The following is a 16630-nucleotide window of genomic DNA, read 5'->3' on the forward strand; positions in this document are numbered from 1 at the left end:
AGACGAAGGAAGTTGTGATGAATTTAATATTGTTGGGTCCGCCCGGTGCGGGAAAGGGAACCCAGGCAAAATTACTGATAAAAAGATTTCAGATTCCACAAATATCGACGGGTGATATTTTACGGGCCGCTGTGAGTGAGATGACTCCGATGGGCGTGAAGGCCAAGGGATATATGGAGTCTGGGGCTTTGGTTCCGGATGAGGTAGTGGTTGGTATCGTTCGGGAGCGGCTTGAAAAGAATGATTGCTTAAATGGTTTTATCTTAGACGGCTTTCCGAGAACGGTAGCGCAGGCAGATGCGTTGAAGCACATGTTGGTCTGTATGAATATGTCGATCGAACATGTGGTTTCTATGGCTGTAGACAAGGAAGAGCTGCTGCAAAGAATTACCGGTAGGCGTACTTGCCGGCTTTGCGGCAAGGGATACCATGTCGTATTTGATCCCCCCAGGGTGTCTGGTCGCTGCGATGAGTGTTTGGGTGAGCTTTTTCAGCGAGACGACGATCAAGAAGAAACCATGCGTAAAAGGCTTGATGTTTACGAGGATCAGACGGCGCCACTTATAACGTATTATGAAAATGAATCTCTTTTGCGTTCAATTGCAGGGGTTGGTTCAATTGATGATATTCAGCAAAGAATACTGTCAATTATTCAGGGCACTCACGGGTGATTATCCTTAAGTCTCCTCAGGAGATAGAGCGGATGCGTGTCCCATGCAGGATTGTTGCTGAAATACTGGCGTTACTGAAGGAAAAAGTAAGACCAGGTGTGACAACGCTGGAGTTGGACGAGTTTGCTGAATCAGAAGTGAAAAGACGATCAGCAAAGCCTGCATTTAAGGGTTATAGCGGCTTTCCGTATTCGCTTTGTTGTTCTTTAAATGATCAAGTGGTTCATGGTATGCCTTCTAATCGGGAATTGGTTGATGGAGACGTATTAAGCATAGATTTTGGTGCTATTAGTGACGGTTTTTACGGCGATGCAGCGTTGACTATACCGGTTGGTACCGTTAGTAAGTCTGCCGTAAAGCTTATAGATGTAACCGAAGCGTCATTGTATGCAGCTATTGATGCAGCACAACCTGCAAATAAGCTGTCTGATATATCGTATGCAGTTCAAAGTTATGTTGAATCGCGTGGTTTTTCGGTAGTGCGCGATTTTGTAGGTCATGGGATTGGTAAGAGTCTTCACGAGAGTCCTCAAATACCCAATTTCGGGTTGCCTGGCAGAGGCGTTAAGCTGAAACCCGGAATGGTGTTAGCAATCGAGCCGATGATAAACGAGAAGGGTCCTGAAGTTAAGGTGTTGGCTGACGGGTGGACTGCGGTAACATGTGACGGCGGCTTATCTGCTCATTTTGAGCATACCGTTGCGATAACACAGCATGGTCCGGAAATATTAACGAAGATATAAATGTTTACGCGGTTATTCTGAAAGGATTTAGCTATGAAGGTAAGAGCCTCAGTAAAAAAGATTTGTGAAAAATGTAAAATAATTAAGCGCAAAGGTATAGTGCGTGTTATATGCGACATACCCAAGCATTCTCAGAGGCAAGGATAACAGTACAAAGCATGAATTAGGAGGGACGGGCATTGGCACGTATCGCTGGAATAGACCTACCAAGGAATAAACGTATTGAAATCGCGTTAACTTACATCTATGGTATCGGCAGATCAACTGCGCAAAAGATACTGGCGGATGCAGGCGTTGACTCAAATACTCGTAGCGACAATTTGACCGAGTCTGAGATTGCGCGAATCAGAGAAAATATTGATAAAAACGTCAAGGTTGAAGGTGATCTTCGCCGTGATATTTCGATGAATATAAAGCGGTTAATGGATCTGGGTTGCTATCGGGGGCTTCGTCATAGAAAAGGCTTGCCGGTTCATGGACAGAGGACCAAGACCAATGCACGCACAAGAAAAGGTCCTGCTCGTACAGTGGCAGGTAAGAAGAAATAGTAACTAAGTCTTTGGAGGAATAATGGCTAGTCCTGCTAAAAAGATAGTTAAAAAGAAAAAAGAAAAGAAGAATATACCGAATGGTGTGGCGCATATTCAAGCCACATTTAACAATACCATGATCACTATCACAGACCCTGTAGGAAATGTGATTGCGTGGTGTACATCTGGATGCAAAGGTTTTAAGGGTTCCCGAAAAAGTACGCCTTTTGCTGCTCAGATGGCAGCTGAAGACTGTGCTAAAAAAGCACAGGAGCATGGCATGCGCAGCGTTGAAGTATTTGTTAAGGGACCGGGGTCTGGACGAGAATCTGCTTTGCGTGCTTTACAAGCTGCCGGATTTAGTATTAGTTTCATTCGGGACGTTACGCCTATACCTCATAACGGTTGTCGCCCACCCAAAAGAAGAAGAGTCTAAACCCATAGAGTTAATAGTTAAGGAGGTCTTCATTGGCTAGATATACAGGCCCCTCATGCAGATTGTGCAGAAGGGAAAATACGGAGTTGTTTCTGAAGGGTGAGCGCTGCTACACTGACAAATGTGCCATCAAAAGAAGAAATTATCCCCCGGGTCAGCATGGACAGGGGCGGACAAAAACTTCGGACTACGGTGTACAGCTCCGTGAAAAACAAAAGGTAAGACGTATTTATGGAATACTTGAAAATCAATTCCGTGGATACTTTGAACGTGCTGACAGGCTCAAAGGCGTTACTGGCGAGAACTTACTTTTCTTGCTTGAGAGGCGCTTGGACAATATAGCGTATCGTCTTGGCTTTGCTTCCTCAAGAATTGAGGCTCGCCAGTTGGTAAGACATGGACATTTTACACTTAACGGCAGGAAAGTTACCATACCGTCTATACAGGTAAAGGCTGGAGATGTGCTGGAACTCAGGGAAAAAAGCCGTAAGGTTGCGTGTATTAACGAATCTCTGGAAGCAGTTGTACGACGCGGAATACCACAGTGGCTTGAACTTGATAAAGGAGCTTATAAAGGAGCGGTAAAGACTCTCCCTGCCAGGGAAGATATTACGATGCCAATCCAGGAGCAGTTGATAGTTGAGCTCTATTCCAAGTAAAGGCTAACGAGACCCCGCTACAGGGAGGAAATACATGTATAGAAATTGGCGCGACCTGATCAAGCCAAAAAAGTTGCAGGTTGAGACTGAATCACTTACAAATACATATGGTAAGTTTTATGCTGAGCCTTTTGAGCGCGGCTTTGGTACTACTCTTGGTAATTCTCTTCGCAGGGTGCTTCTGTCATCATTACAGGGTGCAGCAATTACATCTGTAAAGGCCAAAGGCGTATTGCACGAGTTTTCTGCAATTCCAGGTGTCACAGAAGATGCTACTGACATTATACTGAATCTGAAGGGCGTAAGATTCAAGATGCATGGTCATGAATCACGAGTAGTCAGGATCGTTCAGAAAGGCGAAGGATTAGTAAAGGCTGGCGATATCATAACTGATCCGAATGTTGAAGTACTCAACCCTAATCACCATATTGCAACGTGTTCCAAAGACGCAAATCTTGAAATGGAAATGGTTGTAAAAATGGGTAAGGGCTATGTCCCGGCTGATCGCAATCGCGACGAAAAAGCGCCTGTGGGAACAATTCCAATTGACTCGATTTTCTCGCCCCTGACAAAGGTTAATTTTACGGTCTCTAACGCTCGTGTTGGGCAGATAACTGATTATGATAAGCTGATAATTGAGATATGGACTGATGGGAGTGTTAAGCCCCAGGATGCGCTGGCGTATGCTTCGAAAATATTGAAGGATCAGCTCACCATATTTATAAACTTTGATGAAGAGGTTGAACCAGTAGAGGAAGTTGAGCCAGAAGAGGAACGTGAGCGATTTAATGAGAACCTTTATCGCTCTGTTGATGAGTTAGAGCTCTCTGTTCGTTCGGCAAACTGCCTGAAAAATGCGGGGATTAAATTAATTGGCGAGCTCGTATCCCGTACTGAAGCGGAGATGCTGAAAACTCAAAATTTCGGCAGAAAATCTCTGAATGAGATTAAGGATATCCTCGTGGACATGGGCCTTACCCTTGGGATGAGATTGGATAATTTCCCGGATCCTGAGATTATGCGCAGGCTGCGTGGAGAGCAAAACGAAGAAGAATAAATCGCAAGGCTTTAAAGAGAAAGGAATACGTAGTCATGCGTCATAATAAAGCGGGAAAAAGATTAGGCAGGACCACTAGCCACAGGATAGCCATGTATAGAAACATGGTCACATCCTTCTTGAATCATGAAAGAATAACTACGACTGACGTGAAGGCTAAAGAACTTCGTTCTATTGCTGAAAAAATGATCACCCTTGGGAAAAAAGGTGATCTCCATGCAATGCGACAGGCTGCTTCGTACATTCGCGATAAAAAGGTTGTCACCAAGTTGTTTACTGCAATTGCGCCTCGCTATGCAGAACGTGCTGGTGGTTACACACGAATCATTAAGCTGGGAATCCGGCCTGGTGATAATGCGCCTCTTTCGGTTATCGAGTTGGTTGAGGAAGAATTGAACGCCCCTAAGGGGACGGCAAAGAAGAAGGCCGATGTAAAAAAAACAGCGCCTAAAGCTGCCGCACAGGCAACAGCTGCAAAGGTTGAAGATACACCGGCAGTTGAGGCGGCTGAACCCGCCGCGGAAGAGATTGTTGCGCAACCGGCAGCAGTGGTTGATCCTGCTGAAGAGTGTGAAGCCAAGGCCGACTAAATTCAATATTTAATAATAAAATGCAAAAAGGCACAGGAAACTGTGCCTTTTTGCATTTTATATGCTGAAAGCAATGGGCCTATTTTCCCGGTTAATTCCGTCCTTAGCGGCTGTTGCAGTCCGCATCTTTGCCTTTACAATAAAAGCCCGTCTCTGCTACTATACGCCGATTTATGAAAATTAAACGACTTGACATATTAGGCTTTAAGTCCTTCCATGACAAAGTGTCCCTGGATTTCCAGCAAGGTATTACCGGGATAGTCGGTCCCAATGGTTGCGGTAAATCTAATGTCGTCGATGCCATCCGCTGGGTGATGGGGGAGCAGTCTGCTAAAAACCTTCGCGGAAAGCAGATGGAAGATATCATCTTTGGCGGGAGCGAATGTCGCAAGCCGTTAGGCTTGGCTGAGGTATCGTTGGTTTTTTCTACAGACGATGGCCGTGTACCGGCCAAGTATTTAAACTATAGTGAGATCCAGGTTACAAGACGTTTGTACCGTGACGGTGAGAGTGAATATCTACTGAACAAGTCGCAATGCCGTTTGCTCGATATTGCGGAACTGTTCATGGATACCGGTGTGGGGGCCAGGGCGTACTCGATTATCGAACAGGGTAAAATCGGCATGATTCTCCACTCAAAGCCGGAGGAACGTCGAGTGCTTATTGAAGAGGCTGCAGGCGTTACCAAATTCAAGGCACGCAAGCAGGTGGCACTGAAAAAGATTGATGTAACCAGGCAGAATCTGTTGCGCATCAGTGATATTTTATCTGAAATCAAGCGGCAACTTGGCGGTTTGCAGCGTCAGGCGAAAAAAGCGGAAAAGTTCCGTGAATATCGAGAAGAATTAAAGGAGATTGAACTCCTTTTTTCAGTCAATTGTTATCGTGCGCTGAAAGATAATAAAACAGGTGTGGATGAAGAGCTTGCAACACTCAATAAGAAGCTGGCATTTCTTGTTGCAGATCAGGAAAAAGGCGAACTGGCGCTTGAGGAAAAACGGATAACCCTTCTTGAACAGGAAGAAGCGCTCGTGGTGTCACAAGAAGAGATATATCGGGTGAAGAGTGACATTCAGGGAGGGGAAAATCGACGGGAATTCCAAAAAAAGGAGTTGCTTAACCTCGAACGCCTGGTAGGCCGCTTCAATGACGATCTGACAAATCAGACGCAGCAATTAGCCGATGCGGAAATCGAACTCAAGTCTCTCGTGGAGCACAAGGGCGGATTTGTTGTAGAGCTTGCGGACGAAGAGCAGAACCTCCTGGAGTGCGAAAGCCTTCTGGAAGAAACAACCCGTGTGGAAAGGGCCATCTCCGAGCAGGTTGAAGAAAATCGTAAAGAATTATTCGGGATTTTATCTGAAATTGCCCAGTTCAATAATAAATATTCCGGTGCTGCAAAACGGCTCGAAGCAATGGCGGAACGATTTGAGCGAAACCAACGGGAAAGCCTCATGCTGGGCGAAAAACAGGCTGAGGCAAGTACGCGGGTGACCGGGCTGGAGAATGCCTGTAAAAATAATGCCGAGTTAAAGCAGATAACGGCTAATGAGATGGCTGATCTCAGGCAGCGTGAAGAGGAGTTGAAAGTTACCCTGGCCGCTAAAGAAAAGGAACTCCAGGATAAACGTGACCAATTGAGCGCAAAATCGTCACGTCTTCGTTCAATACAGGAACTGGAGGCACAGTTTGCCGGTTATGGACAGGGGGTCCGCACTCTTCTTACGGCCGAAGGATTTAAAAAGCGCTTTCGAGGCATGGTTGCCGATATCGTCGAAACCGGCGAGACCTACGAAGCCGCAGTAGAGGTCGCACTTGGTGAGAGACTTCAGTGGCTTCTTTGCAATAGTGATGGCGACGCATTGGAAGCTGTGGCCTATCTGAAGGATATTTCCGGTGGCCGGAGCAGTTTTGTTCTCCAGAACTTTCAGCTTGTGGGGGAGAGATTAGTAGTGCCCGGCGCAGACGACCTGTTGGCAAAGGTCACCATTGCAGATGGGTTCAAGGCGTTTGTCGAGCCTTTGCTGGCCAATACACGCCTAGTTGAGACACTGTGTAAAGCACTTGAACTTGCTAAACAATATCCACAACTTACCTTTGTTACCATTCATGGGGATATGGTTCATTCCGGCGGGATCGTCAATGGCGGTTCACTGGAGGCTGCGCAGCAAGGACTGATTCATAAAAAGCGTGAAATTAAGGAGCTGTCCGGGGAAGTTGCTGCTATAACCACGCGAGTCAAGGATCTGGAAGAAATACGAGCTGAGCTGAAAGAGGAATTCATTGCCGTTGAAGAGGGGCTGCGCGATGTCAGGCAGAGATTGCATCAGGCTGATATTCAATCACTCAATAGTGAAAAAGATTTGATTCGTGCTCGTGAAGAGCTCCAACGAATCGAGGAACGAACAGCTATCAGAAGTCTGGAAGACGAGCAACTTCGTGAAGAGAAAATGCTCCTGGAAAATGAATTATCTGATGCGAACCAAAAAAGGTGTATCGGTGAAGAGCGCAAGACTGTCTTGGAGTTGAGATTAAAGGAACTGCAGCAGTCTCTTGCGGCAAAAAAGGAAGAGATAGATGCGGTGCGAGAATCGGTTACTTCGAGGAAGGTCAGGGTTGCAGCGCTTAAGGAAAAACGGGAATCCAACGTACAGGCAATCAGGCGGATCGAAGATCTTATTACCGGTCTCCGGCAAAAGATTGCAGGACATGACGCTGAACTTGAGCGAGCGGCTGGGGATCGAGAAAAACTTATATCGGCCATTAATCAAAGTGATGAGTCCATCAAACTTTTACTGCAAAAACAGGCGAGCGTGGAAACTGCATTTACTGCAGTTAAAGAGCATTATGAGCTCGAAGCCAAGGCTCATAAGGAAGAAGAGGCAAAGCTGAAGGGATTGCGTAACCTGGTAGTTGATGTGAAGGAGTCCATTACTGCAAAGACTATTAAATCATCGGAACTTTCCATGCAACTCGATCATCTGGAGAATCAGTTGCTGGATAAATACCGTCTTGATATCGCAGAGCTTTTCCCCAAATACGGGATCATCGATTACAATGCAGCGGAAAAGATCGCTCGACAGGGTGAGTTGCAAAAACTCGTCGATGAAATGGGAGATGTAAATCTGACGGCTATTGATGAGTTTCAGGAACTTGATAAACGGTTCACTTTCCTTGCCGAGCAGAAAGAGGATCTGGAAGAATCGCTCCACTCTTTGCAAAAAGCCATACAGCGGATCAATAAGACCACTCGCAAGCGTTTTCTTGAAACCTTTCAGCTTGTTAATGCCAAATTCCAGGAGGTATTTCCTAGGCTCTTCTGTGGAGGGCGGGCTGAACTAAAGTTAACCAATGAAGAGGACCTGTTGGAAACGGGATTGGAAATAATTGTGCAGCCTCCCGGGAAGAAACTCCAGAATGTCACCCTCCTGTCGGGCGGCGAGAAGGCGTTGACTGCTGTTGCATTGATATTTTCCATATTCCTGATAAAGCCAACTCCATTTTGCCTGCTTGATGAGGTTGACGCGCCGTTGGACGACGCGAATATCGGCCGGTTCAACGATATGGTGAGGGAGATGAGCGCAATTTCACAGTTTATTATAATTACCCACAATAAAACGACCATGGCCGTGGTTGATACCTTGTATGGCGTTACCATGGAGGAACCCGGGGTATCCAAGCTGGTGTCGGTAAAGCTTAATTAAGGTGGATGAGGGGCGCGTTGGGGGTAATTGGCTTTTCAGCGCTTACCTGACCTTTTGAGGAGGATTCATTGCCTTTCAAAACTATTCTCAGAGAATTGGTCGAAACCACCCATGGTGCAAACGGCGCCATCCTGGCAGACTGGGAAGGGGAGGCGGTTGAGCAGTATTGCTTGACCGATGCCTTCGAATTAAAGGTAACGGCTGCCCATAAAGGGATCATTCTCAATCAGTTGAAGGATATACTGGTGAATTTCCATTCCGGAGATTTGAGATATGCGGTCATAACCACAGAGAGTCAGCATGTTATTGTCGGTGTGGTCGGTGCTGACTATTCCCTGGTCATGACCCTTGACAGGGATGCCGTAACTGGCCTTGCGCTGCGCAGGTTCAATAGTGCCGTCCAATTGTTAGTAAGGGAGATTTACTAGATGCCAGAAGAGAAAAAAGGCTTTTTTAAGGGACTGCTTGACAAGATCGCCGGTGCGGATGTGCAGACGGCGGACGAAACCGTTGCAGCCCGCGGCGGAGAACAGGCACCAACGCCCGGTTTTTTTGAAAGGCTGAAAAGAGGGCTCAGCAAAACTCACGAGAGCATTGTCGGCCGTATTGATACATTGCTGTTGGGTAAGAAGCAGATAGACGCCGACACACTAGAGGAGCTGGAAGAGATACTCATTACCGCTGATATGGGGGTGAAGACGACTGTAGAATTAATCAGAACCCTGGAACAGCGTCTGAAAAGAAACGAGCTGCAGGATGGCGAGGCATTGAAAAAAGCGCTCAAGGATGAGATAACGGCCCGGTTGAGCCAACACACGACCGCTCTCGATGTGAACGCAGCGTCTCCCTATGTGATATTGGTTATCGGTGTAAACGGGGTCGGCAAAACCACCACGATCGGCAAACTTGCAGCAAAATTCAGGTCTGAGGGGAAAAAGGTTTTGTTGGCTGCTGGAGATACATTTCGCGCAGCGGCTGCGGAGCAGTTGGAAGTATGGGGTAATCGGGTAGGTGCAGACGTGGTGCGTCACAAGGAAGGGTCTGATCCTTCAGCGGTTGTTTTTGATGCCTGCAAAGCTGCCTTGGCAAGGAACAGCGATATTCTTTTGATTGATACGGCAGGACGTTTGCACACGAAGGTTAATCTCATGGAGGAGATGAAAAAGATTCGTCGGGTGCTTGAACGGGAAATTCCCGGCGCACCCCATGAAACCATGCTGATTCTCGATGCGGCAACTGGGCAGAACGCCATTTCCCAGGCAAAGCTTTTCAAGGAGGCGGCCCAGGTCAGCGGAGTTGTTCTCACCAAGCTGGATGGCACGGCCAAGGGGGGAATTGTTGTCGCGGTCAGTCATGAATTTGCAATCCCTGTCCGATACATCGGCGTGGGCGAGGGCGTGGATGACCTGCGTGAGTTTGATCCGCTGCAATTTGTCGAGGCTATATTTTAAATATAACCAATAATCACCTTGACTTTTGCGGGGTTATTACTTAAAATTTTGGCCTTAAAAGGTACTCGTATGGATGCTAAGCTTATTGATGAGCTGGAAAAACGCATAGAAAGCCTGTTAACAGCATACGGTTCGCTGAAAGACGAAAACCGGTTGCTGAGGGATGAAAATAACCGGTTGCAGCATGAACGGGGCGGATTTAAGAATCGTATAGATGCCATCCTTAATAAGCTCGAAGAGGTTGAGCGCAGTTGAACACTTTACACCGGATTAAGGTGTTGGGTCGAGATCTTCAGGTCAGGAGTACTGCTGACAGCGAAACCGTCAGAAACGTCGAGTTGTTTGTAAATGAAAAGTTGGCGGAAGTCGCCGATTCTGTCAAGATGGGCGACACCCAGGTCGTTGCCATTCTGGCACTGATGAATATTGCCGAGGAATATTTAACACTTGTCAAGGCTGCCGAAGCAAGCAGCATGTCGAGTTGCGACAGGATTCAGCGATTAATAAAGCGTATTGACACAGATATCGAGTAAGGGTTTAAGGTCTCTCCAGGGAGATTTGATTATATAGTGGTTGTGGATGTCGGGTTTGAAAGTTTAGCTGGTTTTGCGGGGCATTTATTCGTGTTGTAGTGCCGCTCCGTTTTGCTGATAGGTAGCCTGTAAAAACATATTTACTTATGTCCAAGGGGTCTAAAGGTCGCTTTATTCATTTAGTCTGATGCGCTTTTTCTGAGCGACTATACCTGACAGTCCCGTCTAACCTGATATCCCGTCTCCATTCTCCCTCCTGAGAACCTTCCTCTATTGGGCTTGCCCAAAGAAATCTGTCTGCTTCGGTCTTCAACTGTATCGGAGAGGGGCAGCATGCCAAAGAAAACTATTCGGCAGCTTATGCTGGCAAAAAGAAGAGCGCTTTCACCGTCGCAGGTTGAAGAGCTTAGTCAACTTGTGCAGCGGACGCTCATCTCTTCTGCTGAGTTTGCCGGAGCAAAAACCCTGGCGCTTTATGCGCCGATCCATAACGAAGTCGGTACAGAGGAATTGATGCGCCAGGCCCTGTCTGCAGGTAAGACGGTGCTTTATCCCGCTGTTGGCACTGGCGCATTGGTTTTCAGGCAGATATGCAACCCGGCAGCCTTGCATAAGGGTGCGTTCGGCATTTACGAGCCGGGGAATTCCTGTGCGATCTACGCACCTCAAGATATCGATATCATTGTCATTCCTGGTGTAGCATTTGATCGAAAAGGGAGGAGGATCGGCTACGGTAAAGGTTACTATGACAAGACGCTCCACAGTCTTGAAGGGACTGGACGGTTTGTTGGTTTATGTTACGATTTCCAGCTGCTGGACGAAATTGTCGGCGAGCCTCATGATGTGAGCATGGATTTGATTGTCAGCGAGACACGGGCGATTCGCCCTTGATTTAACCATATAGAAGGGGAGGTACACTGCATTGAAGATAGATATGATGACAATGATTTTAGCAGTAATAGCGGCTGCCATTGGCTTTTTGATCGGTAATCTGCTGCGAAAGAAATCTTCCGACGCCATAGTGGCTTCGGCCGAGGAACTAGCAGCAAAAATGGTGGAAGAATCCAAGCGTCAGGCGGAAACCATTACCAAAGAAGCATCCTTGCAGGCAAAAGATGTTGTTTATCAGGCCAAAGCTGATTTTGAAAGGGAAACAAAGGATAAGCGTCGCGACCTGCAAGCATTGGAAAAACGTTTACAGCAAAAAGAAGAAAATCTCGATAAGAAAATGAACCTGTTCGACCAGCGCGATGCGGAGTTCCTTAAAAGGGAGCAGGGCTTGGCCGCGAAAGAGCAGGTGCTTGGACAAAAGGACGAAAAACTCAATCAGCTGATTAGCGAGGAGCGGACGAGACTGGAAAACATTTCAGGAATGACGGCTGCTGAAGCCAAAAAAATCCTGATGGAAACCATGGAAAATGAAGCGAAGCTGGATGCTGCAAAACGCATCAAGGCGATAGAGGAAGAGGCAAGGGAGACTGCCGACAAGAAATCCAAGGAAATAATGGCCTTGGCTATCCAGCGCTATGCCGGTGAGTATGTTGCCGAACGGACCGTCTCAGTGGTTGCTCTTCCCTCCGACGAGATGAAGGGGCGCATCATCGGCCGCGAAGGGCGTAACATCAGGGCATTGGAGGCCGCAACCGGCATTGACCTGATTATCGACGATACGCCTGAAGCAGTTATTCTCTCAGGATTTAACCCCGTCCGCCGTGAGGTGGCGAAGCTTTCCCTGGAAAAACTGATAGCGGACGGCCGCATCCATCCTGGCCGTATCGAGGAGGTTGTGGCGAAGGCTGAAGAAGAGGTGGAATTGGCGATGAAGGAGGCAGGCGAACAGGCTGCCTTTGACCTGGGGGTCCACGGTATTCATCCGGAAATTCTCAAGCTGATCGGCCGACTCAAATATAGGACCTCTTATAGTCAGAATGTTTACCAGCATTCTCTAGAGGTGGCTTTCCTGTGCGGCATTATGGCCGCCGAACTGGGAATCAATGTTAAGCAGGCAAAAAGGGCGGGCTTGCTTCACGACCTCGGCAAAGCCGTTGATCACGAAGTGGAAGGGTCGCATGCTGTTATTGGCGCAGAACTGGCGAAAAAGTACGGTGAATCGCCCAAAATCGTTCATGCTATCATGGCTCACCATGAAGACGAAAAACCTGCGACAGTCCTGGCGATACTGGTTCAGGCTGCCGATGCCCTTTCCGGCGCTCGTCCCGGCGCTCGCCGCGAAATGATGGAAACGTATGTCAAGCGTCTGGATGACCTGGAGCGCATCGCCTGTTCCTTCAGCGGCGTGACCAATTCCTTTGCCATCCAAGCCGGTCGTGAAATCCGGGTCATGGTTTCCAGTGAGGAGATCAGCGATGAGCGGACGCTCATCCTGGCCAAGGATATCGCCAAGAAGATCGAGACGGAAATGACCTATCCCGGTCAGATCAAGATCAATGTGATCAGAGAGACACGGGCTACCGAATATGCCCGTTAAGCTCCTGTTTATCGGCGATGTGGTCGGCAAGCCGGGGCGCCAGGCCCTTTCCTCCGAGTTGCACCGATTGGTTGACCGTTACATGGTTGACCTGGTGATCGCCAACGGTGAAAATGCCGCCGGCGGTTTCGGCATTACCGAGGAAACGGCCCGAGACCTTTTCAGTTGCGGGATTCACCTCCTGACCAGCGGCAACCACATCTGGGATAAAAAGGATGCCCTGGGTTACATTCGGCGCGAAGAAAAACTCGTCCGTCCCGCAAACTACCCTGAAGGAACACCCGGGCAGGGTAGTGCCGTTGTAAAAACCGCCGGAGGCATTAAGGTGGCGGTCTTGAACCTTGAGGGACGGGTTTTTATGAACAACCTCGATTGTCCTTTCCGGGTGGCGGACCGGGAGATCGAACGACTGAAAAAGGAAACTCCCATAGTCTTTGTTGATTTTCATGCGGAGGCAACCTCGGAAAAGGCCGCGCTCGGTTTTTACCTGGATGGCCGGGCGAGTGCGGTTATCGGTACCCATACCCATGTACAGACCGCCGACGAGCGGATACTGCCGGGTGGAACCGCTTACATGACGGATGCCGGTATGTGTGGCGCCTTTGATTCGGTAATCGGGGTGCGCAAGGAAGAGGCTATCGGTCGGTTCCTCACCCAGTTACCGACCAAGTTCGAGGTGGCGAAAAAGGATATTCGGCTGAATGCCGTGGTAATCGAGGTGGATGAACTGAGCGGTAAGGCCATCAGGATCGAGCGGATTGCCGTTTTGTGCGGTTAAAAAACCGACGTGAAGCGCTGAGCAGCGGAGCAACAGAGAGAAGCAAAACCGTTTGTGCATAAAGAAAACGACGGGAGCAATAATCTGTTGCCCGGTTGCTTTCTGTTATGCCAATAAGCCTTACGGGAGAATGATTAATATGACTGTAGCAGAGCAGCTGGAGATAATAAAACGCGGTGCGATGGAGATCCTGCTGGAAAAGGAACTCATTGAGAAACTTGAGAAATCGCTCAAGACCGGTGTGCCGCTGAAGATAAAAGCCGGATTTGACCCTACCGCCCCTGATCTGCACTTTGGTCACACCGTGCTGCTCCATAAGATGCGCCAGTTCCAGCAGCTGGGTCATGAAATATACTTTTTGATCGGCGACTTTACCGGCATGATCGGTGATCCGACCGGCAAGTCCGAGACACGTAAGGTATTGACCAGGGAAGATGTCCTGAAGAATGCTGAAACCTACAAAGAGCAGGTCTTCAAGATCCTTGATCCGGAGAAAACGAAGGTGGTCTTTAACTCGGAATGGCTCGGCAAGCTGACCGCCTCGGACATGATCGGTCTCGCTTCAAAATATACCGTTGCCCGGATGCTGGAGCGGGAGGATTTCAGCAATCGTTTTTCCAATCAGTTGCCCATCAGCATTCACGAGTTTATGTATCCGCTTGTTCAGGGCTACGATTCCGTGGCGCTCAAGGCTGACGTGGAATTGGGCGGCACCGACCAGAAATTTAATCTGCTCGTCGGGCGAGAATTGCAGCGGGAATGGGGACAACCGCCCCAGACCGTCATTACCATGCCGCTTCTTGAAGGACTTGACGGGGTCAACAAGATGTCCAAGTCCCTTGGCAACTACATCGGGATCAACGAACCGGCCGACGAGATATTCGGCAAGATCATGTCAATCTCCGATGAACTGATGTTCCGCTATTACGAACTGTTGAGCGATATGTCTCTTGCCGAACTGGAGCAGTTGAAGGGCGACCTCAAGAACGGCGCCGCCCATCCGATGGAAGTCAAAAAACGGCTCGGCCGCGAGATGGTGTCGAGATATCATGGCAATAAAGCAGCTGATGAGGCGGAGGCGAACTTTGTCAAACGGTTCAGAGACAACCAGATGCCGGACGAGATGATCTCTATAACGTTATCCGCGGCAGGCGAGAAGATTCTGCTCGGCAAGGTCCTGGCAGGAGCCGGTCTGGTGAAATCCAACAGCGAAGGCCGCCGCGCCATCCAACAGGGTGGGGTGAAGGTCAATGGGGAGAAAATTACCGATGATAATCTTGAGCTTGTTTGCATGGGCGAATATGTCCTCCAGGTGGGCAAACGACGCTTTGCCAAGGTTCTCTTTGGTTAAGCAATAAATTCAATCATAACTGTACAGTTATTTTAGGTAGCGTGGCAAAAAAGCCGCGCTATTTTTTTGTCTATTGTTGTCCCGTCTGTTGAACTAATCTAAAAAGGGGTTTCCACCCAAGACGTTCCTGAGATGCCGGCAACGTGACGGCGACATTACTTTTTACTGGACTAACCAACAGCCCAACCGTTTGATATTTTACCACAACCACACTCTGGGGCTTATCGGCGTAATTATCTATGCCGGTGAAGCGGCTGGATATCTGTTGTGGGACCAGTACGAAGAGGACCTGATTTCCGGGACCAACGTCACCGGCATCAATACAGGGAACAATAAGGTCCTTACCGATCTGGATGGAGCATATCATTTCGGTATCACTCTGATCATACAGGATAATACCCTTCAATTTTCACCGATATAGCGGTTGCCCCTAATATTTACCGGTTCATTGCCCACCACTTCATCGGTGACTTGACATCGGCTGTATCCACGTCGGTTTCCAGCCGTACCCGGGTGGCGGCAACCGGGTTGATCATCATTCCAAGCAAACCTTCTCCGCATGTAGTTGTTAGTCTCCACATTAATCTGACCATGAGAGGCAGGTTTTTTTCAGAATATGTTGACAAGATAGCAGCGGCTGCCGGATTATTTGGACCTTATCAGAGGTCCTTTTTTTTCGTCCCGATATAAAGCGGGCGGAGAGTTCTGCAAAACTCCCCGCCCTGTACAACCGGGGTCCATGCCCCACAGATACGCGATACACATGATATATTTTGTCTCGGTTCTTCTCAAGGACATTTTTGAGCAGGGCAAGAATTATCCTTGGGGCAGGCCTGAAGTCTGTCCCCGCTGCTATCACTACAAGCTCTGGGGACACGGCTTTACTGCAAGGTACTTCCATGGCTTTCCCTGCTGTCTGTATCTCAAATGCTATCGGTGCCCCAATTGCCGCTGTGTCATCACCCTGCGGCCCGACACCCATTTCAGCCGGATTCGCAGCTCGAAGGAGACGATCCGGTCCCACCTCGAACAGCGCCTGAAGCAGGGGCGCTGGCCCCGTTCCACTCTCTCTCGTTCCTGCCTCAGGCACTGGCTCACCAACCTTGCCCGACAGACGCTGGCCCGCCTGACGGACAGCTGGAAAGAAGGCTTGCTGGCAGCCTTCGACCGGCTCCTTGCCACGGGTGTGACTCCGGTCGGCAAGATCATTTAGTCTGGCAATCCGAACCGCGTCGCTGCCACCCCAGTGACCTCTGCCTTCGACAGCTCCTTGTGCCTGATTTATGGTGGCGTAACTCACCACGAAAGGAGCTTTTTTATGACGGAAGAGCAGAAACAACGGGTGGCGGTGTTCCGTTTCGGGATCATCCACGACTTTGTAGGCGGCGCCCGCCTGGACCACGGCGAACGGGAGCGGCTTCTGCGGGAGAAGTGCGCCCGCAAATGGGAGATTCCCTGTTCCAATCAGACACGGCTTAGCCGCAGCACCATTCTGCGCTGGATCGGCCTTTACCTGAAGGAGAGGGGGAAGCTGGAAGCCTTGTACCCCCAGGGAAGAAACGACAGGGGTATGTCGCGTGTGCTGGACCAGGAGACGGGGCTCGCCTTGGCGCAACTGCGGCGTCAGCAGCCTGAGCTT

Annotated in this window: 20 protein-coding genes (1 of these 20 cut by a window edge); all 20 read left to right on the forward strand. The window is 48.9% G+C overall.

The features are described 5' to 3' along the window. The first annotated feature begins 17 nt into the window (after positions 1–17). Positions 18–671 carry an adenylate kinase gene (locus tag GURA_RS05530; protein WP_011938015.1) on the forward strand — a complete coding sequence of 218 codons (654 nt, stop codon included), beginning with the start codon at positions 18–20 and terminating at the stop codon, positions 669–671. Next, the gene (gene map, locus GURA_RS05535; RefSeq protein ID WP_041245288.1) at positions 668–1414 is read left to right on the forward strand and encodes a type I methionyl aminopeptidase; all 747 of its coding nucleotides are present in this window, start codon (positions 668–670) and stop codon (positions 1412–1414) included. Before GURA_RS05530 ends, map begins: the two co-directional genes overlap by 4 nt. Positions 1415–1447: 33 nt before the next feature. After that, positions 1448–1561 (forward strand): 50S ribosomal protein L36, encoded by a 114-nt coding sequence (rpmJ, locus tag GURA_RS23275; protein WP_083764774.1) that lies wholly within the window; start codon positions 1448–1450, stop codon positions 1559–1561. 32 nt (positions 1562–1593) lie between these two features. Further along, on the forward strand, positions 1594–1962 hold the full coding sequence (gene rpsM, locus GURA_RS05540; RefSeq protein ID WP_011938017.1) for a 30S ribosomal protein S13: 369 nt from the start codon (positions 1594–1596) through the stop codon (positions 1960–1962). A gap of 22 nt (positions 1963–1984) precedes the next feature. Then, the gene (gene rpsK / locus GURA_RS05545; RefSeq protein WP_011938018.1) at positions 1985–2380 is read left to right on the forward strand and encodes a 30S ribosomal protein S11; all 396 of its coding nucleotides are present in this window, start codon (positions 1985–1987) and stop codon (positions 2378–2380) included. A gap of 32 nt (positions 2381–2412) precedes the next feature. Next, on the forward strand, positions 2413–3039 hold the full coding sequence (gene rpsD / locus GURA_RS05550; RefSeq protein WP_011938019.1) for a 30S ribosomal protein S4: 627 nt from the start codon (positions 2413–2415) through the stop codon (positions 3037–3039). Between the two features lie 34 nt (positions 3040–3073). Then, positions 3074–4096, forward strand: a complete 1023-nt coding sequence (locus tag GURA_RS05555) for a DNA-directed RNA polymerase subunit alpha (protein WP_011938020.1) — start codon at positions 3074–3076, stop codon at positions 4094–4096. Positions 4097–4131: 35 nt separating this feature from the next. Then, positions 4132–4686: a 50S ribosomal protein L17 gene (rplQ, locus tag GURA_RS05560; RefSeq protein WP_011938021.1), complete on the forward strand. Its 555-nt coding sequence runs from the start codon at positions 4132–4134 to the stop codon at positions 4684–4686. 173 nt (positions 4687–4859) lie between these two features. Beyond that, positions 4860–8390 (forward strand): chromosome segregation protein SMC, encoded by a 3531-nt coding sequence (gene smc, locus GURA_RS05565; RefSeq protein ID WP_011938022.1) that lies wholly within the window; start codon positions 4860–4862, stop codon positions 8388–8390. Between the two features lie 68 nt (positions 8391–8458). Continuing rightward, the gene (locus tag GURA_RS05570) at positions 8459–8818 is read left to right on the forward strand and encodes a roadblock/LC7 domain-containing protein (protein ID WP_011938023.1); all 360 of its coding nucleotides are present in this window, start codon (positions 8459–8461) and stop codon (positions 8816–8818) included. Continuing rightward, positions 8819–9841 carry a signal recognition particle-docking protein FtsY gene (gene ftsY, locus GURA_RS05575; protein WP_011938024.1) on the forward strand — a complete coding sequence of 341 codons (1023 nt, stop codon included), beginning with the start codon at positions 8819–8821 and terminating at the stop codon, positions 9839–9841. 69 nt (positions 9842–9910) lie between these two features. Beyond that, the gene (locus tag GURA_RS05580) at positions 9911–10096 is read left to right on the forward strand and encodes a cell division protein ZapB (RefSeq protein ID WP_041245289.1); all 186 of its coding nucleotides are present in this window, start codon (positions 9911–9913) and stop codon (positions 10094–10096) included. Next, positions 10093–10374, forward strand: a complete 282-nt coding sequence (locus tag GURA_RS05585) for a cell division protein ZapA (RefSeq protein ID WP_011938026.1) — start codon at positions 10093–10095, stop codon at positions 10372–10374. The genes GURA_RS05580 and GURA_RS05585 overlap by 4 nt, the downstream gene beginning before the upstream one ends. Before the next feature lie 333 nt (positions 10375–10707). Then, entirely contained in the window at positions 10708–11265 is a 558-nt protein-coding gene (locus GURA_RS05590) for a 5-formyltetrahydrofolate cyclo-ligase (RefSeq protein ID WP_011938027.1), read from the forward strand. A gap of 31 nt (positions 11266–11296) precedes the next feature. Further along, positions 11297–12862, forward strand: a complete 1566-nt coding sequence (gene rny, locus GURA_RS05595) for a ribonuclease Y (RefSeq protein WP_011938028.1) — start codon at positions 11297–11299, stop codon at positions 12860–12862. After that, positions 12852–13640, forward strand: a complete 789-nt coding sequence (locus GURA_RS05600) for a TIGR00282 family metallophosphoesterase (protein WP_011938029.1) — start codon at positions 12852–12854, stop codon at positions 13638–13640. The genes rny and GURA_RS05600 overlap by 11 nt, the downstream gene beginning before the upstream one ends. A 139-nt stretch (positions 13641–13779) precedes the next feature. Then, complete coding sequence (tyrS, locus tag GURA_RS05605; protein ID WP_011938030.1) at positions 13780–14991, forward strand: tyrosine--tRNA ligase; 1212 nt, start codon at positions 13780–13782, stop codon at positions 14989–14991. 190 nt (positions 14992–15181) lie between these two features. Beyond that, the gene (locus GURA_RS05610; protein ID WP_011938031.1) at positions 15182–15412 is read left to right on the forward strand and encodes a hypothetical protein; all 231 of its coding nucleotides are present in this window, start codon (positions 15182–15184) and stop codon (positions 15410–15412) included. 342 nt (positions 15413–15754) lie between these two features. Beyond that, the gene (locus GURA_RS05615) at positions 15755–16204 is read left to right on the forward strand and encodes a hypothetical protein (protein WP_041245290.1); all 450 of its coding nucleotides are present in this window, start codon (positions 15755–15757) and stop codon (positions 16202–16204) included. A gap of 105 nt (positions 16205–16309) precedes the next feature. Next, positions 16310–16630: the beginning of an IS481-like element ISGur11 family transposase gene (locus GURA_RS05620; protein ID WP_011938033.1), read on the forward strand. 960 nt of this gene lie beyond the right edge of the window; the window shows 321 of its 1281 coding nt (coding positions 1–321); it begins with the start codon at positions 16310–16312; its stop codon lies beyond the right edge, outside the window.

This window comes from Geotalea uraniireducens Rf4 (assembly GCF_000016745.1).
Classification (GTDB): Bacteria; Desulfobacterota; Desulfuromonadia; order Geobacterales; family Geobacteraceae; genus Geotalea; species Geotalea uraniireducens.